This is a genomic window from Mesorhizobium sp. M0106 (assembly GCF_040322715.1).
Lineage (GTDB): Bacteria > Pseudomonadota > Alphaproteobacteria > Rhizobiales > Rhizobiaceae > Mesorhizobium.
Window position 1 is genome coordinate 147,677 of sequence record NZ_JAMYUA010000009.1, and the last position, 20,287, is coordinate 167,963.

The window sequence follows — 20,287 nt, forward strand, 5'->3', positions numbered from 1 at the left end:
GCTCCGGTCCGATTCGGGTTGTCAGCCATCATAGCCGAATGACCGTCGGCCGAACACAGCAAAGCGAGACGATTCCAGCAGAAGCCTCACCAGCACCGGCGGCGAGGTTGCTCAGAGCGAGCCGAGCATGCCCAGATCCTTGGCGACGAGGTAATAGAACGTCACCCGGCTCTTGCTGTTGTCGGCCGCCATAGCCTTGCAGGTCTTTTCGATAGCCGCATCCGCCTTGGCACCGTCGGTGACGCCGAGCTTGCCAGCGACCCAGCTGTTCCTGACGCGCTTCAGTTCCTCCGGGTCGGTGCAGGACACCAGCGAGGAATCGCGGTTCCTGAGCGCGATGCCCAGATGCTTGACGATCTTGGCGACCGCGTCGGCATCGGCCGCCGCATCATACTTCTTTACGTCTGCGAGATAATCGGCCATCGAATTTCCCCTCGTCGGCGCCACGGGATCCGGTCGATGAGGATTGTGGCGCGCTGCCGCAAGTATGCGCTAGGTCTCCTCACCGCCACAAAGCTTCGGTTGAGACCGGCTGCAAGTCAACCCCTTGATGATCCACTTTGGCACGGACGAAAGTGGCATTCCGGCCTTTCATTTTCCACCGCCAGTCCCTATATTCGTTTCGTCGGCTCGACCGACTATGGCGATAAACAGGCGATGAAATAAGCCGTTCGGACCCGGGGGCGGTACCCGGCGCCTCCACCAAAAACCGCTGCTCAGGAGCGGCTTTTGCTGGGGGCGAAATAGGATCGACGAAGGTGTAAAGATCGTACTTTTGCCCGGCATTGTACCACCGTTATCGGGCTAAACTTATAGTTGCCAACGACAACTATGCGGAAGCACGTCTCGCCGCGTAAGCGGTGCGATAGCTTCAATTCAAGCCCTAGTGGTTCGCACTTCTAGGCGGGGTTCGGAGGTACCTGGCAACAGAAACCTCCATTTCTCCCTCTCGACATATGCAGAAGCAGGCCCCGCCGGCCGGGCTTTCATGCGTCCTGACGGGTCCAAAAAACGCCCGTCTTCACACTTCCCCCATCCGATCCATGGATCAGAAATGCGCAACGATTCCAATCGGTTTTTCGTGCTGACCGGCGGTCCGGGCTCAGGCAAGACAACGTTGATCGAGGCTCTTAAGGTGGCAGACCTCGCAACCTCGGGCGAAGCCGGGCGCAGCATCATCACGACGAATTGGCGATAGGCGGCAACGCCTGCCCTGGCGGCTCTGTTCGCCGAGTTGATGCTGTCTTGGGAGTTGCGCTCCTACCGGATCGCGGGCGAGCAATCCGGCCCGGTCTTCTTCGATCGCGGCGTGCCGGACACTCTTGGCTATCTGCGCCTGACCGGGGTGCCGGTTCCCGATCACGCCACGAATGCCGCCCGACGCTTCCGCTATGCCAGGCGTCTTCGTCGCACCGCTATGGCCGGAAATCTTTCGGCAGGACAACGAACGCAAGCAAACGATGGACGAGGCTGAACGCACCTTTCACGCACTCGTCGCCGTTTACGCGGAACTAGGCTACGAGCTGGTGCCGCTGCCCTTGGCGCCCGTCGAAACGCGGCTGCGGTTCGTCCTCTCCGAGACAGCGTCGTAGCGAAGCACCGCAAGCGACGGTTTTGCGAAAGTCCAAGGGCCTCCCATCATCGGAACCTCCGATGGCAGCATTCGTTTCTTCCCGTTTCCCTTCTCTCATGCCTTGCGGGACAAGGCCTCAGTTTCTCGCCGCATATCGGTCAGGCCCCGGCGAGCTATCTGATGGAGATAAGATGAACCAGGAAACCACACCAGCACCCGAACGCATCCTGATCGTTGGCGGCAGTTCCGGCATGGGGCTGTCGCTGGCCGAACAGCAGCTTGCCAACGGCGCCGAGGTTACGATCGTCGGCCGCTCCGAGGACCGGTTGTCGGCCGCACGGCAGCGCGTGCCTCACCCCGAAAGGCTGAGGACGATCGCAGCCGACGTCACAAGCGAGGACGAGGTCCAGCGCCTGTTCCAGGATGTCGGCACGCTCGACCACATCGTCTCGACCGCCGCCGACGTTACCGGCGTCTATGTGTTGCTTCCCGAGATGGATATCTCGGTGGCGCGCAAAGTGATGGATTCCAAAGTCGTCGGACCGCTTCTTCTTGCCAAACATGGCGCGCCTCGTCTGACGCCTAGGGGATCAATCACGCTGACCTCGGGCATCGCCGCCTATCGTCCGGCGGCGAAAGGCTCGGTGGTGGCAGCCGTTAATGGGGCACTTGGCTCACTCGCCTACGCGCTTGCCGTCGAACTGGCGCCGATCCGCGTCAACGTCGTCTCGCCGGGCTGGGTCGACACGCCGATTTGGGATGCCGTCGTCGGCAGCGGAAAGATGGCTGCGCTGGAGGCCATGGCAAAGCGTCTGCTCGTCGGCCGGATCGGCCAGGCAACCGACATTGCCCAAGCCATCACGTCCCTCATGCACAACGGCTTCATCACCGGAACCGTGCTTCATGTCGATGGTGGCCAGCGGCTGGTCTAGTGACGGCCAGATTTCACGAACTATTGGGAGGAACAGCCGCATGACCGGCGCTTGAATGCGCCGGTGGCGCCATACCATGATGACCGGCGTCACCGGGCTGCTTGCGACCCAAGGCAACACGACAATATTGGCGTCAGCCGCGGAAGCCACGAGACGCGGAACCAGCGCGCAGCCAAGACCGGCTGCGACAAGGCCCCGTATCGCACCCATGCTGGCGAACTCGCCGACGAGTTTTGGACGGTCAGGCAACATTGCGGCAAACGTTTCGTCGAACATCCGCCTATAGACGCAACCGGGCTGGGTCACGAGGAAGGCCTCGTCAGCCAGATCGTCGGGCGTTATGGCAGAATATCCGGCCAACCGGTGATTTGCCGGCATTATGGTGACGAGCTCTTCCACTGCCACTTGCTCGCTTCGCAGCTCCGGCGCCGCCGCCGGGACGGCTCCGAAATGGAAAGATACGTCCAGCGCCCCGCTTGTCACGCCGGCACGCAACCCACTGCTATCGTCCGCCCTGAGGTTCAGTTCCACATCGGGATGGCGCCGACGGAATTCCGCCAGCAGAGCTGGCAAGCGTGTCGAGCAAAGCGTTTCCAGGCCGCCGACAGTCAGGCGACCGGCAACGGTGCCGCTCGCGTCGGCGACTGCGGAACGGGCTTCGTCCGCGAGGTCGAGGAGATCGTTTGCGTAGTCCAGCAGGCGTTGTCCCGCCGCCGTCAGCTTCAAGCCACGCCGTGATCTGTCGAACAGCGACGTGCCTAGATCGCTTTCCAGCGCCTGGATCTGTTCGGTCACGCTCGATTGGGCAAGATGAACCCGCTCGGAAGCGCGCGTGATATTCAAGGCGGTGGCGACCGCCACGAAGGTTTTGAGATGTCGAAGCTGCATGTCCTGAACCCGTCATATAGGCATAGGCTGCTTTGAACCGGGACCGCAAACGTGAAAAGGCCGGGAACATCGCCCGGCCTTTTTGTCTCGATAGGCGAAGTTTACTCCGCCGGCGCCTCCGCGACGTCCCGGCTGCGGCCGAGCGTTATTTTGGCCAGTGTGAAGGAGATCGCCGCGCAGAGCGTGATGCCCGCCACCATCGGCAGCGGCGTGCCGTCGAAAAACACGCCGGCGACGCCCATGGCGACCGCGCCGATGGCGAAGTGCAGCGTGCCCATCAGCGCCGACGCGGTACCGGCGATCTCGCCATGCTCTTCCATGGCCAGCACCGACGTCGTCGGGATGACCAGGCCGAGAAAGCCGTAGCCGATGAACAGCAGCGCCGCCATCACGTCGAGCCGGTCGACACCCGATGCCATCACCGCGAACAGCACCACCATCGTCGTCGCATAGCCGGTCACCGCGACACGCACCACGCGCTGCAGCCCGAACCGCTCCGACAGCAACCCGGTCAGCTGCGACATGCCGATAAAGGCAACCGCATTGATCGAGAAGAACACGCTGTAGACCGAAGGCGACAGGCCATAATGGTCGATCAGGATGAAGGACGAGCTCGACAGATAGACGAAGAAGCTCGCAATGCCGAAGCCGGCGATGGCCGTCAGGCCAAGGAAGTTGCGGTCGCCCATCAGGAAGCGGTAGCCGGAAAGTGCCGTCCCGAAGGACGACCCGGCGCGCTCCTCGACCGGCCGTGTCTCCTTGAGCGAGGTCGCCAGCAGGATGGTGGCGAGCACGGCCGCGCCCGTCACCGTCCAGAACACGGCGCGCCAGCCGAAATTCTCGATGATCTGGCTACCGGTCAGCGGTGCCAGGATCGGCGACACCGAAAACACAAGCATCAGCAGCGACATCAGCTTGGCGGCCTCGGTGCCGGTATGCAGATCGCGCACGATCGCGCGCGGCACGGCCATGCCGGCGCTGGCGCCGAGCCCTTGCAGGAAGCGGAAGGCGATCAGCCATTCGATCGAGGGAGCCAGCGCCGAGCCGACGCCGCCGACCATGAACAGCGCCAGGCCGCCGTAGAGTGGCAGCTTGCGGCCGACCATGTCGGAGATCGGTCCGACGACGATCTGGCCGAAGCCCATGGAAAGAAAGAAGATCAGCAGGCTCATCTGCACCGCGGCAGTGCCGGCATGCAGATCCTCGCCGATTGAAGGCAGGGCCGGAAGATACATGTCGATGGCAAACGGGCCGATCGCGGACAATAGGCCGAGCACGACCGCAATGCGGAGGAATTTGGCGTTCATGATAGCAGGCTCTTTCGAATTCTGGTTGCCGCCGAGGACCGGCGCGTAACCCTAGGACGTTCCATCCCGTGGAGTTCCGACTCTTCTGCGGAACGAAACCCCCTTCGTGCAGTCCACAAATTTAGACAGGCTTGTCTAATTCGTCAACCACCTCTATATAGTTTTGCATGAAGGCCAACGTTTCTCCTGACATTTTCCCGCCGCGGGGCCATGAGGCCAAGCGGATGTCGATTGTCGATGCCGCCGCCTCGGTCTTCTGCCGCGAAAGCTTTGCCGGTGCCAATATCGACATGATTGCCGCCGAGGCCGGCGTCTCCCGCCAGACCATCTACAATCATCACGGCGACAAGGAAAAACTGTTCGTTGCCATCGTCCGCGACCTCACCGAACGTTGCAATGCCGGCATCTTTGCCACGATTTCCACTTTTCCCGATCAGCCGAAGGATCTCGAGGCCGACCTCATCGCCTTTGCTGTGCGGATGAACCATAACTGCATCTGCAACCGCGACGGCAAATTCCTGCGCAAGCTGATCCAGACCGAGGGCGGGCGCTATCCCGAGTTGTTCGCCGAATGGCGCGAAGAAGGACCGGGCAGGACATGGCCGGCGATCGCCGCCCGCTTCGCCCGCCTCGCTCATGCCGGCTTCCTTGACATCGACGATCCCGATGTCGCAGCGCGCCAGTTCATGGCGCTTGCCAATGCCGAGTTGCAGACGACGTTCATGCTCGGCGGCACACCGACCGAGGACGAGGTGGTGCAATCGGCGACAAATGGCGTGCGCACCTTCCTGCGCGCCTTCGGCAAGCGGCAGCCTGTGGCCCGGGCGAGCAAACAGGGCGCGCTCGCCAGCGCTTGACGATCAAAGCCGTTTGACGATCAAATCGTCGCCAATGGGCTTCGCTTCCGCACGCCGGCGATCTATATCCGGTTTACGCCGCGCTCAAGCTTGATTACAGCTATCAGGACGATTCAACGGAACCCGACAGCCACATGGCCGACGACCACATCCGCTACGACATTCTGGCCCAGGAGGCGTTGCGCGGCGTCATGCGCAAGGTCCTGGCCGAGGTCGCGCGCACCGGTCTCCCGGGCAACCATCATTTCTTCATCACCTTTCTCACCGGCGCGCCGGGCGTGCGCGTGTCGTCGCGGCTGCGCGAGCGCTATCCCGAACAGATGACCATCGTCATCCAGTTCCAGTATTGGGACCTGAAGGTGAGCGACACCGGCTTTGAGGTTGGGCTGTCGTTTTCCGACGTGCCGGAGAAACTGGAAATCCCGTTCTCGGCCGTACGCGGCTTTTACGACCCGTCCGTCAACTTCGAGCTCGAATTCGACGTCAAGACCGATACCCCGGCGGAACAGGAGACAAAGGCCAAGCCTGCTCCCGAACCGCTGGCCATCGTCGCCGAGAAAAAGCCCGAGACGAAGAAGAAAACCGCCGAGGCGGAAAAGAAGCCTGCAGCGGCCGACGCCGTCGCCAAGGGCGCCGACGTCGTGTCGCTTGACGCCTTCCGCAAGAAGTGACCCGACGGGCGGCGTGACATGGCCGAGATCGTCAATCTCCGTCAGGCACGCAAGCAGAAGGCGCGAGCCGAGAAGGAGCGCCTGGCCGAACAGAACTGGGCGCTGCATGGCCGTTCCAAACCCAGCCGGGATCGCGACCGCCTGATCGCCGACAAGGCCGATAAATTCGTCGCCGGCCATCGCCGCGAAAATTCGGGCGATTCGGACAAATCCGATGCTTGAAGTGTGAGTAGGATCGTCTCGTGAGCCCGGTGGAAAAGCGCTCGGTCACCATTCGCGGCCACCGCACCAGCTATTCGCTCGAAAAGCCTTTTTACGACGACCTGGTCGCCATCGCGGCCGTGCGAAAACTGACGCTCGCCGCCCTTGTCGCCGAAATCGACGAGAGCCGCCCGCGGGATGCCAATCTCTCCTCGGCGCTCCGGCTCTATGTGCTGGATTGGGCCAAGCGCGGCAAATTGTAGCCTTCAGGCAACGCTATCCTGTTTCCTGCGCCGGATACGGAAGCCCAGCAAAGCCGAGCGGTCGCGTTCTTCGGCCTGCCAAGCAGCGTATCCTGCCGTTTCAGGTCGGCGAGCGTGAACTGGCCAAAATAGGCGATGTTCGTGGCAAGCCGGATCAGCTTCAAGAGGGCAATGCCGGCAACAACCCCGCCGTCGCAACCACCACCGCTATGCTGGCAATGAGCAGCACCCGGGCGTCGGTGGTAAAATCGCGCAGATGGCCGGGGTTGGCGTGATCGGACTTCATTTGCAGACCTTGCTTTCTGGCGGCGTGCCGACTTGCGGATAGGTCGCCGGCCGTGCCACCGAAGATGGCGGGCACGAGCGATGTTGGTGACACCACGCCAGCATCAGGCCCTGCTTGCAATCAAAGGGTTCCCCGGCGGAGGGCCGGTGACCATTGGCGACCACGCGGAGCGCCTGCGCATCCGCCATCACAGCGCAGTGGAATTGGTCAACCGTCTTTGCGAAGCCGGGCTGGTCGCGAGGGACCACGACGAGGAGGACCACCGCCGCGTGCCGCTGCGGCTGACCGAGCGCGCCGACGACAGTCTCACCGATCTGTCAGCCGCTCATCTCGACGAACTCGGGCGGATCGAGCCGATGCTGAAGCGCTTGCTTGCTGGACGCGACACTAAGGGATGCGCCGTCACCCGCCATTCAACGATTTCAGCAGATCGTCGATCGACGAGGGATCGAACTTGAGCTTTGGCGGGGGCTGCACTGGCGGTGGCACGTTATTTGCGGCCGGTGGCGCCCGTTCCGCTCGCTCCGCCGCGGCCTTGCGTTCGGCGTCGAGCCTTGCCTTCTCTTCCGAGGCGATCCGCAACGCCTCTTCCGCCCTCTGGCGTTGCTGTTCTTCGGCCTGCGCTGCTTCCTCGGCAGCCTGTTGCGCCGCCTTGGCTTTGGCTTCGGCATCCGCTTCGGCCTTTGCAGCCGCCTCGGCTTTCGCCCTGGCCTCGGCTTCGGCCTTCGCCGCTGCATCCGCCTTCGCCTTGGCTTCAGCCTGCGCCCTGGCCTCCGCTTCGGCTTGGTCCTGCGCCTCCGCATCCGCCTGTGCCTTGGCGTCCGCTTCAGCCTTCGCTTTGGCTTCAGCCTGCGCCCTCGCCTCGGCTTCGGCCTTTGCCTTGGCGTCGGCCTCGGCCTTCAGCCGCGCTGCTTCCTGTTGTCTGCGCAGTTCCTCCGCCGCTCTTTCACGCTCGGTTTGCAGCGCAGCGTAGTAGCGCACCTCCCGCCGCAGCCTTTGTTTCTCGAGCAGTGCGGCTTGCATGGCTTCGACCCGCTGCTGCTCCTTTTCCAGCGCACGCTGGGTCAGGAACTGTGCCAGCGGCTCGCTGTCGAACTGCCGTTTGGTGGCGCCGAACGGCCCGTCGACGCTGAAATTCAAAATCGGTTCGGAGCCGACCAGTGCCTCGTCGCCGGGCCGGTAAGCGATCTCGCCCTTGGCGTCGACGGTGCTGGTGTTCAGATCGGCGGTGATGTCGGCGGACAGCGTCGCGCCCGGGCTTTCGAATTTGACCGGCGGCGCCCTCAGCGTGCCGCCGGCGATGGTTAAGGCAATATCGGTGTCCTGCGCCGGAAAACTGCCCGCCGCGGCGATCTGCGGCACGAAGCCGGCAGTCTTCGACGCGTCGATATCGCGCCCTATCGCATCGGCCTTGGCGATGAATGCGCCAAAGGCATCGGGATTGAAGCCGGCAATAGTCATGCCCTTGAGCGTTGCCGTGCCGGAACCGGACAGCGCCGCAACCATCGCGTCGACCGATTTGCCGCTGGTCGAAAGCGCCGTCGAGAACTCGCCGCTTCCGCTGATGCCGGCCTCCGGCAGCACGGCTGCCAGATCGGCGCCGGCGAGTTTCATCTGACCGGAGAAAAGCCCGGTGCCGTCATTGTTCTTGATCTCGAACAGGCCACTCAACGCGCCGCCGAGGAACTTTGCCTTGAGGTCGGAAACGCGGATGCCCTCCTGGTCGAGCTGCAGCGACAGCGCAGCGTCATAGGCGGTGGCAAGCGGGCCGGCGGCAAGCGACGCCGCCGTCAGATCGAGATCGGCGGTAAATGGCAGACTGGATTTCTGGCTGAACGGTGCCGTCGGCCAGGTCCTGTCATTGACAAGGAAGGCCTGGTCACCGAACAGCATCACCGCGATCGGATCGAGGTCCAGCTCGTCCAGCGACAGCGCGCCGGCAAGATGCGGCAGCCCCTCTTTGATGTCGATATTTACGTCACCGGAAACCGCCGCTTCGTTGACGGCGCCGCTGAGGCCGCTCAGCACCAGGAGACCATTGCCGTAATCGGCATCGGCTGCAAGCGACGTCGACATGCCGGTGCCCATGCCGGGCAGGCCGACGCCGGTCGTCATCAGCCATGGCTCGATGTCGGCCGTTTCAAGGCTGACCTTGCCCTTGGCGGCCGCGCCCTGAGACGTGTCGGCAATTGTCCCGTCGAAACCAGCTTTGAAGTCATTGCCGGCCAGGCTGAATCGTGTCGCCAGGCCGCCGCCAAGCGTGCCTTTGGCCGAGACGTCGGCGGTCGCCTCGCCGAGCATGCCGAGTGGCAGCGCCGGCAAACCGTAAAGCGCCAGAAGCGCGGTGGCGTCGGCGTTCCTTGCGTTGAAGGTCAGCGTCACCGGCGCTTCGAGAGGCCGGTCGAGCGCCCCTTTGCCGGACAACGACGCCGAAAAGGCCGAGCCACCGGCCTTGCCCTGTGCGCTCATTGCCAGTCCGGTCGTACCGTCGCCATTGTCTGCGGCACTCGTGACCGCGTCGATGCGCGCATCCTGGAACAGCTCGGGATAGGCAGCAGCACGCTCCGCCAGGCCCTTCAGCACTGCATTGCCGGGATAATGCTGGACGGCGACGTCGATCAGCGGCTTGAGGTCGACGGCGACCACCGAGGCGTCGAGCTTGCCGGTCGGGCTCGCCGGGAAATCCTTGATTCGACCGGTGGCGCTGATCGAGGCGCCGGCAAGTCCGCCGACCGACAGTCGGTCGATCTCAAGCAGCCCCTCGCGCAATCTAAGCGCAGTATCGACGCTATCGGCGGTCAACCCGCCGGCGCTGACCGGCCCGGCCTTGATCTGGAAATCGAGGTCGCGGTCGGAAAAGCGGTTGGCGCCCTTGTCGCTGACGAAGATCGAGGCGAAGGCGGCGAGCCCATCGACATCGAGTTCGCCACCTTCCAGTTGCATCAGCACCGATGGCCGGGTGTCGTCGGGCTGGCTGGAATCGATGCGGCCGGAGAACTTCGCCTTGCCGAGGATGAGTTCGAGATCGCTGAAGGCCTGGTGCTTCTCGCTCAAATCCACCTTGGCCTTGAAGCCGGCGGCCGGCAAGCGGCGGATCGCCTCGTCGACGTCCTTCGACAGCCATGCGGCGAAGCCGGAGGGCTGCGCCACCGCCAGAAGCAGCGATCCGGTGAAACCGAAATGGTCCTCGACGCTGACCAAGCCATTGGCTTCCAGCTTGGCGCGGCCGGGCAGCGTGGCGGCCAGCGATTTTACCGCCCAGCCGCCCTCGGCCGGTTCGGCGGACAGATGCACGTCGCGAACGGTGGTGTCGCCTGCAACCACGGCCGGCAGTTTCACCTCGACCGTACCCGGTATGGTCGGCTTCGGTAGACCGAGCAGCGCCTGCTCCAGCGCCGCCACCCGCTCGGATAGCGTCAATCCGGCACCGGCCGCCGCCCCCACGGCCTCGTCGAACTGCACCTGCGCGCCATTGGTCTCGATCGAGAAATGCGGCTTCAGCCCAAGGTCGACCGTAGCCTTACCGTCGGCGGTGTAGGGATTGTCGAGTGGTCCCGTCTCGAAGCGGAATTCGTCGACGCCGAGCTTCTGGTGGTCGAGCGAAAACTTGCCGTTCAGCCTGAAGCCCGGATCCGGTTTGCCGGCGTTGACTTTCAGCGCTTCACCGTCGGTGCCGCGCGGCCGCGCCGCGGTCTGGTCTGCGCCTGATATCTTGAACTGGCCCGAATAGACGGCGGCGCCCTCGACGAGGCCCACATTGCCGTCGGTCTCGACGACCAGCGGATAGGCATCCGGATCGGCCTTGAGCCTGAGCCGCATTTGCCCGTCCGGTTCGGTCTTGCCGGTGGAAGCGGCGATCGTGGTCCGCAACCCGTCCAGCAACAGCGAGCCGTCCAGCCGCCAGGGGCCGGCCAGCGACTTGGCCGAGATCGTCGAGTTGATCTCGGAAATGAGATGGCTGCGCCCGCCTGCGGCGTGGCTGAGTGCGATCTGTCCTTCCGTCACCGTCAGCTTCTCGATGGAGATCTGGCCGGGATCGAAGGGCGAGGACGGCCGTATCGTCCAGTCGACCGTGCCGTCGGCGGCGATGTCGATCGTCGCCTTCGGCCGCACCAGCCGCATGTCGAAGATCAGCACCTCGCCGCGCAGGAATGGCGCGAGTTCTGCATCCATCGAAAAAGTTTCGACGGTCATCGCCGGCTGGCCGTTGGGGCCACCGGCAACGGCGACGTTGGAAAAGGTCACCGAGGGGAACGGCAACAGCCTTGCCGTTGCATCGCCTCGCACGGTCACCTTGCGACCCAGGACGGCACTCGCCTCGCGCTCGAAATCGGCACGGTAACCTGTCCAGTCGACAAAGTACGGCACCACCAGCGCCGCACACAGCACCAGCACAAGAAGCCCACCGAAGATCACGAACAGGCGTGCGAGCATGAACTCCTAGACAGTTGATAGTAAAGTCAGTGGCACTCTACCCGCATCAGCGTGTCGATAAAGAGGCAAATAGGGGTACGGCAGCGGCCTGATGTCAGTCCTTTCCCGGCAATATCTTGCCCGGGTTCATGATGTTCAGCGGATCGAGCGCCTGCTTGATCGTGCGCATGATGTCGACGCCATGGCCGAGCTCATGCCGCAGGAAGCCGATCTTGCCTTGCCCTATGCCGTGCTCGCCAGTGCAGGTGCCGTCCATGGCGATGGCGCGCATATTGAGCCGCGCCACGAATTCTTCCGCCAGTGCGATCTCCTTCGGATCGTCCACGTCCATCAGCACCAGCACATGGAAATTGCCGTCGCCGGCATGGCCGACGATCGGCGCGATCAGCCCCATCTCCGCGATATCCGCTTCGGTCTCCGTGACACATTCGGCAAAGCGCGAGATCGGCACGCAGACATCGGTCGACAGGCCCTTGGCGCCCGGCCGCAGTGTCAGCGACGACCAGTAGGCATCGTGCCTGGCCTTCCACAATTTCGTTCGCTCTTCGGCGACGCTGGTCCACAGGAACGGACCGCCGCCATTTTCCTCGGCGATCATGCCGAAGGTCTCGGCCTGCTCGGCGACGCTGGCATCGCTGCCGTGGAATTCGACGAACAGGCAGGGACTCTCCGGATAGTCGAGCTTCGAATAGGTCTTCATCGCCCGCATCTGCAGTGCGTTGACCAATTCTATGCGCGCCACCGGAATGCCCATCTGGATGGTCGCGATCACCGCGTTGCACGCCGCCTCGAGGCTGGGGAACGGACAAACGCCGCCTGAAATCGCCTGCGGAATGCCCTGCAGCTTCAAGGTCAGCTGTGTGATGATGCCAAGCGTGCCTTCCGAACCGATCAGCAGCCGCGTCAGGTCATAGCCGGCCGAGCTTTTCTTGGCGCGCTTGCCGGTCGTCACTGCCTCGCCGTCGGCCATCACCGCCGTCAGCGACAGGACGTTCTCGCGCATCGTCCCGTAGCGCACGGCGTTGGTGCCCGACGCCCGCGTCGCCGCCATGCCGCCGAGCGAAGCGTTGGCGCCGGGGTCGATCGGAAAGAACAGGCCGGTGTCGCGCAGGTGCCGGTTGAGATCCTCGCGCGTCACGCCGGGCTCGACGGTGCAGTCGAGGTCCTGCGGATTGACCGCAATGATGCGGTTCATACGTGACGTATCGAGCGAGATGCCGCCGCCCGGCGCATTGGTGTGGCCTTCCAGCGAAGAGCCGACGCCGAAGGCGATCACCGGCACGCGATGCGCCGCGCATGCGCGCACGATCTCCTGCACCTCCTCCGTCGTCTCGGCAAAGGCGACGCCGTCCGGCGCCTGCGTCGGGATATAGGTCGTGGTGTGCGCGTGCTGGGCGCGGATCGCCTGGCCGGTCTGGAATCGCTCGCCGAGCCGCTGCTTGAGGATGCCGAGCACGGCGGCGATGCCTTCTTCGTTGCGCTCGACCGGATTGAGGTCGCTTAGAGCCATCGATTCCTCCGCGAATGAACCAGCGTCCACCCTTGTTCTGCATCTAGGGATGCGTAGTCTCACCAACCACGCTCTGTCCAGTCCACGCTCACCCCGGCATGACGAGAAGGAAGTTTCCGATGCCCATCCCCGCCCCTTTCGTCTCTCGCGCCATGGACATCGAGGAGGCCTGGATCGACTACAACGGCCATCTCAACATGGCCTATTACAACGTACTGTTCGACCGGTGCTCCGACGAGGCCTTCGAGATGATGGGGATGGGGCCGGATTATGTGAAAGAACGGCGGCTGACCATCTACACCGCGGAAGTCCATGTCTGCTACGTCCAGGAGCTGCATCTCGACCACAAGGTCACGGTCTCGTTCCAACTCCTCGACCATGACGAGAAGCGCCTGAGGGCCTATCAGGAAATCCGCCATCTCGACGGCTGGCTTGCCGCCACATCCGAAACGCTGTCGCTGCATGTCGACATGGCTGGCCCGAAGGTGGCGCCCTTCCCCGCCGACGTCCTGGCCAGGGTGGAAGCGATGCGCGCCGCCCATGCCGCCCTGCCGATGCCGGAGCGCGCCGGCCGCTCGATCGGTATTCGTCGTAAGCCGGCTTGAACCACGGTCCAACCGCCGTTAACCTTACCGAGGTTTTAACGTGAACAAGCCGAATTGAGACGTTGAACGACTCAGCGCGGCGTTGGAAAACCGTCCGCATCGAATTGCGATACGGGCGGCGGAGCAGCAGCGGTTCGGGGAACGTGCATGAAAACCGATATCAAGGTCGAGGCGGACAGGCTGGCGGCTGATCCACGCATCACCGACTATGATTTCTGGCGCTCGCTGAAGAACCTCAACAACGAGATCTTCCACATCGCCAACAACAACGAGCCGATCCCCTTCGCCATGATCCGCTGGCGCGCCATCCTGAAGCAGGCGCGGATGAAACGCGGCCACGCCTGAACGGTGGGGGAAGAAACAGACCGGCCGTCCGGTTTGCATTTGTATTTTGCGCCGCCCCTTGCCACGCCGTGCACTTCTCCCCATCGCGCCAACGCGTTCCGCGACGGTACAGCGTCGGTGAATTGCATTGCCTACTCCCTGCCGATATGGATTGCTGGCGGATCGTAATGGGGATGCGGGATGGCGAATGGCTCGCTGTCTGAGATCGAAGCAGGGTTGCCGACATGGGCGGTGGCGATCGCAGATCGACTTGACTTCTTCCGGAGCCGGCATTTCAGCAAACACAGCATCAGTGAGTTGACGGCCGTTCTGGCTGCGCTTCGCCGCCGCGTGGCGGCACCCGGTGGCGGGGATCAGGCTCTCCTTGCTTTTCTGCACGCCTGCCTGGCGCTGCTTGAAGAGGCAGCGGCCTCGCGAACGGACCTGGCCAGTATCTCCCGTGACTTGGTAACACTGTGTGACATGGCGCGAACATCCCTTCACGGCGATTGCGACGATCGGCCGTTGATGGCCCACGAGGACAATATGAAAGATTTGTCTGGTGCATCGCGCTGGGCCGCCCGAGTCCCAGGCCGCGTGGTTTGGTTGGCTGCAATGGTTGCAGAAGTGCCTGATGCGGAAGGCGAAGCCGCCGTTATGCTGGTGAATGATCTAGCTGCCGTAGACGCGGACTTTCCTTTGCGCGCCCTTCGTGTGGCGTCCCGAGCTTAAGCGTTGTCTTGCGGCTCGTGGCTCTGCTCCTTGCGACCTCTGCCGCCGCGCGATAGGGCTACGTGGCTGTTGCCGACCCGCTCGCCCCGTCCTTGAACATCACAGCTGGCGCTTCACCGCCCCCAGCGGCGATCGCGGCACCACCGGCGACGACTGGATGATCGCCGTATTGGTCATCGCGAACGGAATGATCCGGTCGATCACCCGTTCGAGCTCGGCCACCGAGCCGACATGCGCCAAAGCGATGAAACAGTCTTCACCGGTGACCCGGTCGCATTGGGCGATTTCCGGTAGGTCGCGGATGATTTCGGCCACGACAGCCAGTTGCCCCGGCACCGGCCTGATGCGCAGCCATGCCGACAGCTTCATGCCGAGCGCGGCCGGATTGATACGCACCGTATAGGCCTCGATCACACCGCTTTCCTGCAGCCGCTTGATGCGCTCGGCAACGCTCGGCGCCGACAGGCCGACCGACCGCGCCAGTTCGGCGGTGCTGGTGCGCGCGTCCTTTTCCAGCAGGCGCAGGATTTTCAGGTCCGCCGGATCCAGATCGCTATTTTCATTTCGAAGGCGTTTCAGCGGAATACTCCTTGCTTTCGGAAACGAAATGGCCGCAATGCCCGGCCATCATCCATATCAATGGCAAAAATCGCCTGCGATACTGATCCCATGCAAGATCGGACGCAAGCCCCGGCAGCAAGTCCGGCACTCGCCGGCCCCGCCTTTACCTTGGCAAACGCGGTCCCGCCGCATCTCTGGTTCGGCGTCAGCGCCGTGTTTCACTATCTCGGACCGGCCTTGGCGGTGCTGCTGTTCCCGCATGTCGGCGTGCTGGGCATGGCTTGGCTGCGCATCGCCACCGCGGCACTCGTCTTTGCCCCATTGACCCGGCCATGGGTGGTCTTCGCCCGCGCCGACCGCTCGACGCGGTTGTTGCTTGTGGCTTTCGGCGTCTGCCTTGGGGTGATGAATTGCTCGTTTTACCTGGCGCTCGACCGGCTGCCGATCTCGCTGGTGGCGGCGATCGAATTCGTCGGCACCATCGGCGTTGCGCTTGTTGGCCTCAGAAGCCCGCGCAATCTCGCCGCCCTCGCAATCGCTGTCGCCGGCACCCTGTTGCTGATCGAAGTCAAATGGTCGAGCGATCCCGTCGGCCTGTTCTGGGCCTTCCTCAACGGCACGCTGTTCGTTGGCTACATCGTGCTCGGCCACCGCGTTGCGCGCGGCGGCGCCGGCGATGGCATCGCCGGGCTGGGTGCCGCCATGGCGGTCGCCCTTCTCGTCGTTCTGCCGATCGGTTTCGTCGATGCTCTGCCGGCTTTCTCGGCGCCGCCGCTGCTGTTTGCGGCGGTCGGCGTCGGCATCTGCTCGTCGGTTATTCCCTATATTTGCGACCAGCTTGCCATGTCGCGGCTGCCGCGCTCCAGCTTCGCGCTGATGCTGTCTTTGCTGCCGGTCACCGCGACGTTGATCGGCATCATTGTGCTGCGGCAGGTGCCGAGCCTCACCGACTGCATCGGCATCGCGTTGGTGGTGGCCGGCGTCGCCCTTCACAAACCGGCGCCGGCGCCCACCTGATCAGGCCAGCTTCTCCTTGAGGAAAGCGATCGTTCGGCCCCAGGCGAGGTCAGCCGCCTTCTTGTCGTAGCGGGCCGCCGACGTGTCGTTGTTGAAGGCATGATTGGCGCCTTCATAGACATAGACCGAGTATTCGACATGATCCGCGTCGAGTGCCTTCTTGAAGGCATCGATGCCTGCATTGGTGCGGGTGTCGAGCCCGGCATAATGCAGCATGAGCGCGGCCTTGATCTTCGGCACGTCCTCGGCCTGTGGCTGCATGCCGTAATAGGCGACGGCGGCGGCGAGGTCCGGCGCGTTGACGGCCAGCATGTTCACCGTGCCGCCGCCCCAGCAGAAGCCGACGGCGCCGACCTTGCCGTTGCCGTCCTTGTAGCCTTTGAGGTAGGCGACGGTTGCCACGGCATTGGCGGCGACCTGTGCTGGATCGAGCTGGGAAAACAGGTCACGTGCCCTGTTTTCATCGTCCGGCGTGCCGCCGAGCGGTGTCATGAAGTCCGGCGCAAGCGCCACGAACCCTTCCAGCGCCACGCGCCGCGCCACATCGCGAATATGCGGGTTGAGACCCCTGTTCTCGTGCACCACGATGACCGTGCCAAGCTTGCCGGTCTGATCCGCCGGCTTGACCAGATAGCCCTTCATCTCGCCGGCGCTGCCGGGATAGCTGATGTCCTCGCCTTTCACCCGCGGATCGTCTTCCGCCACGATTGCCGCCTGGGCCGAATTCGCCGCCAGCAGCGGCGCGATCGCGGCCGCTGCCGCACCCGATCCGGCAAGCCTGGTCAACTGCTCCATGAAGCGCCGCCGGTCGAGCGTCAGGTGCGTGTATTCGTCATAGGCATCGATCATCGCCTGGGTAATGACAGGCTCGGCGGCAGTGGGTCCGGCAGGTATTGTCATGGCGCGCTCCTCGTCGGCGCCCCCCGCGGCAACATAGAGCCGAAGCTTGCCTGGTCCAGTCACGGCTGAGTGAGGCTGCCATAAGTCCCTGCACGAGGGCCGTGATGCCGCGCGCCCCACTGTCGTTAAATTTTGGTCCTTTGTGGCAATGCTAAATGCACGCACCACCATATAAAACAAACTTACCAGGCTAGGCCTCGCTCGCGCCATTTGGTGAGGAAAGAATGCCTGATTGACGACGAAGGAATTACGCCCATGACCTTTCCCTCCCCGCTTCTGGCAAGTGGGTTCGCCCTCGCCGCTATAGCTTTGCTGGCGCTGCGGTTCACTGCCTTCACCGCCTTCAAACGATCGTTGATCAAAATCCGCGTCAACCGGCACCGGGCCGCAAACACCAAAGCCTGAGGAAAGGTCATGGACGTTCAGGACATCATCAACACCGTCTCCCAGAAATCCAGTCTCAACCAGGCTTTGACGGAAAAGATCGCCGGCACGATTTTCTCGGTGCTCGAACACGAGGCGGAAGGCACGACTCTGTCCAGCTTCTTTGCCAAAATCCCGGGAGCCGACGCCCTGGCCAAGCAATATGATGTCATGGCTCCCGGCGCAGCTTCCGGTGGTGGCCTCCTGTCCTCGCTGGAGGGCGCGCTCGGTGGCGCTCTCGGCGAAAAGACCGGCGCGCTGATCAACGGGGTCGCCATACTCAAGGCATCAGGCCTTACGCTCGCACAGATCAGCCAGGCCGGCACGATGCTGGTCCAGCAGGCCGAGACAGCCGCCGGCCCGCAGCTGACCAGTGAGGTACTTGCATCGGTACCCGACCTGAAAGGGCATCTCGGGCTCTGAAGGAACTTCTCTATTTCGGCAGCGTATAGGCCATCACATAGTCGCCCGGCTTGGTACCGACCGAGCCGTGGCCGCCGGCAACGATGACGACCAACTGGCGCCCGTCGGCTACCGTGTAGGTCATCGGTGTCGACTGCCCGCCCGCCGGCAGCCGCGCCTGCCAGAGCTGTTTGCCGGTCGTCAGGTCATAAGCGCGCACATAGTCGTCGACCGCCGCACCGAGGAAGGCGACGCCGCCGGCAGTGATCATCGGCCCGCCAATGCCGGGCACGCCGACCTTGAACGGCAGCGGCAATGGCGTCATGTCGTAGACGGTGCCGTTGCGATGCTTGTAGACGATCTTGCCGGTCCGAAGGTCGGCACCCGCCACATAGCCCCAGGGCGGCGCCTGGCAGGGAATGCCGAGCGGCGACAGGAACGGCTTCAATATCACTGCGTAAGGCGCACCGTCATTGCGGTTCAGGCCTTGTTCGCTGCCCTTGGTGTCGCCGGGCGGCACGTCGGCGCGCGGCACCAGCTTGGAGATGAACGCCAGGTATGTCGGCATGCCGAACATCACCTGCCGGACCGGATCGACTGCCACGCCGCCCCAGTTGAAGGTGCCGAAATTGCCGGGGTAGATCAGCGAGCCCTGCAGCGACGGCGGCGTATAGCGGCCCTCATAGCGCAACTTCCGGAGCTCGATCCGGCAGGCCAGCTGGTCGAACATGGTGATGCCCCACATGTCGGCGCCGGTCAGCGGTTTCGGACTGAAGCTCAGGTCTGAGACCGGCTGCGTCGGCGAGGTATGGTCGCCTTCGATCGCGCCGCCCGGCGCAGGCACTTCCTTGACCGGAACGATCGGCTCGCCGCTGCGCCGGTCGAGCACATAGAGGTCGCCCTGCTTGGTCGGCCCGACCAGCGCCGGCACCACGCCACTTTCCGTGGTGATGTCGACCAGCGTCGGCTGCGCCGGCACGTCCATGTCCCAGAGATCGTGGTGCACGGTCTGCCGCACCCAGCGCAATTGTCCGCTGTTGAGATCGAGCGCGGTGATCGAAGAGGAGAATTTCTCGTCATTGGCGCTGCGTCCGGCACCGAGTTGGTCCGGCGTCTTGTTGCCGAGCGGCACATAAAGCAGCCCGAGCTTCTCGTCGACGCTCGCCGTCGACCACATGTTGGGTGAGTTGTTGGTGTAGGTCTGGTCCGGCGGCAGCGGCGTCGTCTGGTCCGGATTGCCGGAATCCCAATTCCACAACAGCGCGCCGGTGTCGGCATCGTAGGCACGGATGACCCCGGACGGCTCCTGCGTCGAATAATTGTCGTTGACCGCGCCGCCGACGATGATCTTGTTGGCGACGATCAGCGGCGCCGAGGTCGAATAATAATAGCCCGGCTTCGGATATGGCATGTTGGCGAGCAGGTTCAGCGTGCCGCCTTCGGCGAAATTCGGGCAGACCTGGCCATTCGCCGCATCGAGCGCGATCAGCCGGGCGTCGGATGTCGGCAGGTAGATGCGTGTGGCGCAGGGCTGGCCAGCGGCGACCTTGGCATCGGCATAATAGGACACGCCGCGGCAGGTCTGGTGCTGGCGGTCCTTGTTGAGCTTGACCTGCGGATCGAAGCGCCATTTCTCCTTACCGCTCGCGGCATCGATGGCGATGGCGAAATTATGCGGCGTGCAGATGTAGAGCGTGTCGGCGATTTTTAGCGGCGTCACCTGATAGGTCGTCTCGCCGATGTCGTCGGGCCCTTTCACGTCGCCGGTGCGATAGGTCCAGGCCGGCTGCAGATTGGCAACGTTTTCGGCGGTGATCTGGTCGAGGGGCGAATAGCGCTGGCCATATTGGGTGCGACCGTAATAGTGCCATTCGCCAGCCGGCACGTTGCCGCCGAGATCGGCCGTCGGCGTCACCTTGTCGGTGTTGAGTTCACCCGCAATATCCTTTGGATCGGTCGTCATCGAATAGCCGGCGACCGCAAGCGATGCCAGCACGGCGAGGATAAGCGGTGCGCGTCCGTCGGGACCGGTAAGCCCGCGCCGCGCCCATGGCGTCAATAGCCACAGCGCGACAAGCACGATGATGCCGCCGCGCGGGCCGAGCTCCCACCAGTCGAAGCCGATCTCCCAGACCGCCCAGGCGAGCGTGCCGAGCACGATCGCCGCGTAGAGCCACAGCGCCGTGGATCTGCGCCTGTAGAGCAGCCAGGCCGCGACAAGGAAAGCTAGACCGACGATGACGTAGTACCAGCTGCCGCCCAGCGTCACGAGCCAGATGCCGCCGCCGCCAATCGCCAGGCCGATGAGGAAAAGGATCAGGGAGGTGATGACCACAGCCAAGACGGTGCTCCTTCGACTGGTGCGCTCCGCGACGCGTCCATGGGCAACCCCGCATTGCGT

The 20,287-nt window shown here is 63.6% G+C and carries 20 protein-coding genes, 1 other RNA gene and 3 pseudogenes; 15 read left to right on the forward strand and 9 right to left on the reverse strand.

The features are described 5' to 3' along the window. Positions 1 to 111 precede the first annotated feature (111 nt). Complete coding sequence (locus tag NKJ55_RS12010) at positions 112 to 423, reverse strand: DUF2853 family protein (protein WP_023676702.1); 312 nt, start codon at positions 421 to 423, stop codon at positions 112 to 114. Between the two features lie 162 nt (positions 424 to 585). On the opposite strand from NKJ55_RS12010, the gene ssrA reads away from it, so the two are divergent. The 4 genes and pseudogenes from ssrA (at position 586) to NKJ55_RS12030 (ending at position 2,505) form a co-directional block, all read left to right on the forward strand. Then, positions 586 to 941, forward strand: a transfer-messenger RNA (tmRNA) gene (gene ssrA, locus NKJ55_RS12015). A 113-nt stretch (positions 942 to 1,054) separates the two neighbouring features. Then, a pseudogene (locus NKJ55_RS12020) lies at positions 1,055 to 1,474 on the forward strand (AAA family ATPase). Next, entirely contained in the window at positions 1,392 to 1,592 is a 201-nt protein-coding gene (locus NKJ55_RS12025; RefSeq protein WP_352450074.1) for an AAA family ATPase, read from the forward strand. The pseudogene NKJ55_RS12020 and the gene NKJ55_RS12025 overlap by 83 nt, the downstream one beginning before the upstream one ends. 172 nt (positions 1,593 to 1,764) lie before the next feature. Continuing rightward, complete coding sequence (locus NKJ55_RS12030; RefSeq protein ID WP_352450075.1) at positions 1,765 to 2,505, forward strand: SDR family oxidoreductase; 741 nt, start codon at positions 1,765 to 1,767, stop codon at positions 2,503 to 2,505. Between the two features lie 72 nt (positions 2,506 to 2,577). Here NKJ55_RS12030 and NKJ55_RS12035 read toward each other — a convergent pair. Together NKJ55_RS12035 and NKJ55_RS12040 are read right to left on the reverse strand one after the other, a co-directional pair. Then, a pseudogene (locus NKJ55_RS12035) lies at positions 2,578 to 3,393 on the reverse strand (LysR family transcriptional regulator); the annotation flags it as partial. Between the two features lie 101 nt (positions 3,394 to 3,494). Further along, on the reverse strand, positions 3,495 to 4,700 hold the full coding sequence (locus NKJ55_RS12040) for a multidrug effflux MFS transporter (protein WP_023676705.1): 1,206 nt from the start codon (positions 4,698 to 4,700) through the stop codon (positions 3,495 to 3,497). 167 nt (positions 4,701 to 4,867) lie between these two features. Here NKJ55_RS12040 and NKJ55_RS12045 point away from each other — a divergent pair, with 167 nt between their 5' ends. From NKJ55_RS12045 to NKJ55_RS12060, 4 genes are all read left to right on the forward strand, one after another. Next, positions 4,868 to 5,557, forward strand: a complete 690-nt coding sequence (locus NKJ55_RS12045) for a TetR/AcrR family transcriptional regulator (RefSeq protein WP_352450076.1) — start codon at positions 4,868 to 4,870, stop codon at positions 5,555 to 5,557. Positions 5,558 to 5,691: 134 nt separating this feature from the next. Continuing rightward, complete coding sequence (locus NKJ55_RS12050) at positions 5,692 to 6,228, forward strand: SspB family protein (RefSeq protein WP_352450077.1); 537 nt, start codon at positions 5,692 to 5,694, stop codon at positions 6,226 to 6,228. A gap of 18 nt (positions 6,229 to 6,246) precedes the next feature. Next, positions 6,247 to 6,450: a DUF4169 family protein gene (locus NKJ55_RS12055; protein WP_352450078.1), complete on the forward strand. Its 204-nt coding sequence runs from the start codon at positions 6,247 to 6,249 to the stop codon at positions 6,448 to 6,450. 20 nt (positions 6,451 to 6,470) lie between these two features. Then, positions 6,471 to 6,692: a ribbon-helix-helix domain-containing protein gene (locus tag NKJ55_RS12060; protein ID WP_352450079.1), complete on the forward strand. Its 222-nt coding sequence runs from the start codon at positions 6,471 to 6,473 to the stop codon at positions 6,690 to 6,692. 160 nt (positions 6,693 to 6,852) lie between these two features. Here the strand turns inward: NKJ55_RS12060 and NKJ55_RS12065 are convergent, their stop codons facing one another. Beyond that, complete coding sequence (locus NKJ55_RS12065; RefSeq protein ID WP_352450080.1) at positions 6,853 to 6,978, reverse strand: hypothetical protein; 126 nt, start codon at positions 6,976 to 6,978, stop codon at positions 6,853 to 6,855. Positions 6,979 to 7,064: 86 nt separating this feature from the next. On the opposite strand from NKJ55_RS12065, the pseudogene NKJ55_RS12070 reads away from it, so the two are divergent. Then, positions 7,065 to 7,436 (forward strand): annotated as a pseudogene (locus NKJ55_RS12070) (MarR family winged helix-turn-helix transcriptional regulator); the annotation flags it as partial. On the opposite strand, the gene NKJ55_RS12075 reads toward NKJ55_RS12070, so the two are convergent. Together NKJ55_RS12075 and NKJ55_RS12080 are read right to left on the reverse strand one after the other, a co-directional pair. After that, positions 7,381 to 11,412 (reverse strand): AsmA family protein, encoded by a 4,032-nt coding sequence (locus tag NKJ55_RS12075; RefSeq protein WP_352450081.1) that lies wholly within the window; start codon positions 11,410 to 11,412, stop codon positions 7,381 to 7,383. The pseudogene NKJ55_RS12070 and the gene NKJ55_RS12075 overlap by 56 nt on opposite strands. A gap of 94 nt (positions 11,413 to 11,506) precedes the next feature. Then, the gene (locus tag NKJ55_RS12080; protein ID WP_352450082.1) at positions 11,507 to 12,922 is read right to left on the reverse strand and encodes an FAD-binding oxidoreductase; all 1,416 of its coding nucleotides are present in this window, start codon (positions 12,920 to 12,922) and stop codon (positions 11,507 to 11,509) included. 119 nt (positions 12,923 to 13,041) lie between these two features. Here NKJ55_RS12080 and NKJ55_RS12085 point away from each other — a divergent pair, with 119 nt between their 5' ends. The 3 genes from NKJ55_RS12085 (at position 13,042) to NKJ55_RS12095 (ending at position 14,583) form a co-directional block, all read left to right on the forward strand. After that, positions 13,042 to 13,527 carry a thioesterase family protein gene (locus NKJ55_RS12085; RefSeq protein WP_352450083.1) on the forward strand — a complete coding sequence of 162 codons (486 nt, stop codon included), beginning with the start codon at positions 13,042 to 13,044 and terminating at the stop codon, positions 13,525 to 13,527. A 147-nt stretch (positions 13,528 to 13,674) separates the two neighbouring features. Next, on the forward strand, positions 13,675 to 13,872 hold the full coding sequence (locus tag NKJ55_RS12090) for a hypothetical protein (protein WP_023676715.1): 198 nt from the start codon (positions 13,675 to 13,677) through the stop codon (positions 13,870 to 13,872). A gap of 180 nt (positions 13,873 to 14,052) precedes the next feature. After that, complete coding sequence (locus NKJ55_RS12095) at positions 14,053 to 14,583, forward strand: hypothetical protein (protein WP_352450084.1); 531 nt, start codon at positions 14,053 to 14,055, stop codon at positions 14,581 to 14,583. A 99-nt stretch (positions 14,584 to 14,682) separates the two neighbouring features. On the opposite strand, the gene NKJ55_RS12100 is transcribed toward NKJ55_RS12095, so the two are convergent. Then, on the reverse strand, positions 14,683 to 15,162 hold the full coding sequence (locus NKJ55_RS12100) for an Lrp/AsnC family transcriptional regulator (RefSeq protein ID WP_352450133.1): 480 nt from the start codon (positions 15,160 to 15,162) through the stop codon (positions 14,683 to 14,685). Between the two features lie 90 nt (positions 15,163 to 15,252). Here NKJ55_RS12100 and NKJ55_RS12105 point away from each other — a divergent pair, with 90 nt between their 5' ends. Continuing rightward, positions 15,253 to 16,161 (forward strand): EamA family transporter, encoded by a 909-nt coding sequence (locus NKJ55_RS12105; RefSeq protein WP_352450085.1) that lies wholly within the window; start codon positions 15,253 to 15,255, stop codon positions 16,159 to 16,161. On the opposite strand, the gene NKJ55_RS12110 is transcribed toward NKJ55_RS12105, so the two are convergent. After that, on the reverse strand, positions 16,162 to 17,061 hold the full coding sequence (locus tag NKJ55_RS12110) for a dienelactone hydrolase family protein (protein ID WP_352450086.1): 900 nt from the start codon (positions 17,059 to 17,061) through the stop codon (positions 16,162 to 16,164). Positions 17,062 to 17,316: 255 nt separating this feature from the next. Between NKJ55_RS12110 and NKJ55_RS12115 the strand changes: the two genes are divergently transcribed. Together NKJ55_RS12115 and NKJ55_RS12120 are read left to right on the forward strand one after the other, a co-directional pair. Then, positions 17,317 to 17,466 carry a hypothetical protein gene (locus NKJ55_RS12115; RefSeq protein WP_352450087.1) on the forward strand — a complete coding sequence of 50 codons (150 nt, stop codon included), beginning with the start codon at positions 17,317 to 17,319 and terminating at the stop codon, positions 17,464 to 17,466. Between the two features lie 9 nt (positions 17,467 to 17,475). Then, complete coding sequence (locus tag NKJ55_RS12120) at positions 17,476 to 17,907, forward strand: hypothetical protein (RefSeq protein WP_352450088.1); 432 nt, start codon at positions 17,476 to 17,478, stop codon at positions 17,905 to 17,907. A 10-nt stretch (positions 17,908 to 17,917) separates the two neighbouring features. Here NKJ55_RS12120 and NKJ55_RS12125 read toward each other — a convergent pair whose 3' ends face one another. Continuing rightward, positions 17,918 to 20,227 (reverse strand): glucose/quinate/shikimate family membrane-bound PQQ-dependent dehydrogenase, encoded by a 2,310-nt coding sequence (locus NKJ55_RS12125; protein ID WP_352450089.1) that lies wholly within the window; start codon positions 20,225 to 20,227, stop codon positions 17,918 to 17,920. Between the last annotated feature and the right edge of the window lie 60 nt (positions 20,228 to 20,287).

Excerpts from the sequence above, each read along its gene's own strand:
- NKJ55_RS12010 (WP_023676702.1), bottom strand. The coding sequence starts at position 423 with ATGGCCGATTATCTCGCAGACGTAAAGAAGTATGATGCGGCGGCCGAT.
- NKJ55_RS12025 (WP_352450074.1), top strand. The coding sequence starts at position 1,392 with ATGCCAGGCGTCTTCGTCGCACCGCTATGGCCGGAAATCTTTCGGCAG.
- NKJ55_RS12030 (WP_352450075.1), top strand. The coding sequence starts at position 1,765 with ATGAACCAGGAAACCACACCAGCACCCGAACGCATCCTGATCGTTGGC.
- NKJ55_RS12040 (WP_023676705.1), bottom strand. The coding sequence starts at position 4,700 with ATGAACGCCAAATTCCTCCGCATTGCGGTCGTGCTCGGCCTATTGTCC.
- NKJ55_RS12045 (WP_352450076.1), top strand. The coding sequence starts at position 4,868 with ATGAAGGCCAACGTTTCTCCTGACATTTTCCCGCCGCGGGGCCATGAG.
- NKJ55_RS12050 (WP_352450077.1), top strand. The coding sequence starts at position 5,692 with ATGGCCGACGACCACATCCGCTACGACATTCTGGCCCAGGAGGCGTTG.
- NKJ55_RS12055 (WP_352450078.1), top strand. The coding sequence starts at position 6,247 with ATGGCCGAGATCGTCAATCTCCGTCAGGCACGCAAGCAGAAGGCGCGA.
- NKJ55_RS12065 (WP_352450080.1), bottom strand. The coding sequence starts at position 6,978 with ATGAAGTCCGATCACGCCAACCCCGGCCATCTGCGCGATTTTACCACC.
- NKJ55_RS12075 (WP_352450081.1), bottom strand. The coding sequence starts at position 11,412 with ATGCTCGCACGCCTGTTCGTGATCTTCGGTGGGCTTCTTGTGCTGGTG.
- NKJ55_RS12080 (WP_352450082.1), bottom strand. The coding sequence starts at position 12,922 with ATGGCTCTAAGCGACCTCAATCCGGTCGAGCGCAACGAAGAAGGCATC.
- NKJ55_RS12085 (WP_352450083.1), top strand. The coding sequence starts at position 13,042 with ATGCCCATCCCCGCCCCTTTCGTCTCTCGCGCCATGGACATCGAGGAG.
- NKJ55_RS12090 (WP_023676715.1), top strand. The coding sequence starts at position 13,675 with ATGAAAACCGATATCAAGGTCGAGGCGGACAGGCTGGCGGCTGATCCA.
- NKJ55_RS12095 (WP_352450084.1), top strand. The coding sequence starts at position 14,053 with ATGGCGAATGGCTCGCTGTCTGAGATCGAAGCAGGGTTGCCGACATGG.
- NKJ55_RS12105 (WP_352450085.1), top strand. The coding sequence starts at position 15,253 with ATGCAAGATCGGACGCAAGCCCCGGCAGCAAGTCCGGCACTCGCCGGC.
- NKJ55_RS12110 (WP_352450086.1), bottom strand. The coding sequence starts at position 17,061 with ATGACAATACCTGCCGGACCCACTGCCGCCGAGCCTGTCATTACCCAG.
- NKJ55_RS12115 (WP_352450087.1), top strand. The coding sequence starts at position 17,317 with ATGACCTTTCCCTCCCCGCTTCTGGCAAGTGGGTTCGCCCTCGCCGCT.
- NKJ55_RS12120 (WP_352450088.1), top strand. The coding sequence starts at position 17,476 with ATGGACGTTCAGGACATCATCAACACCGTCTCCCAGAAATCCAGTCTC.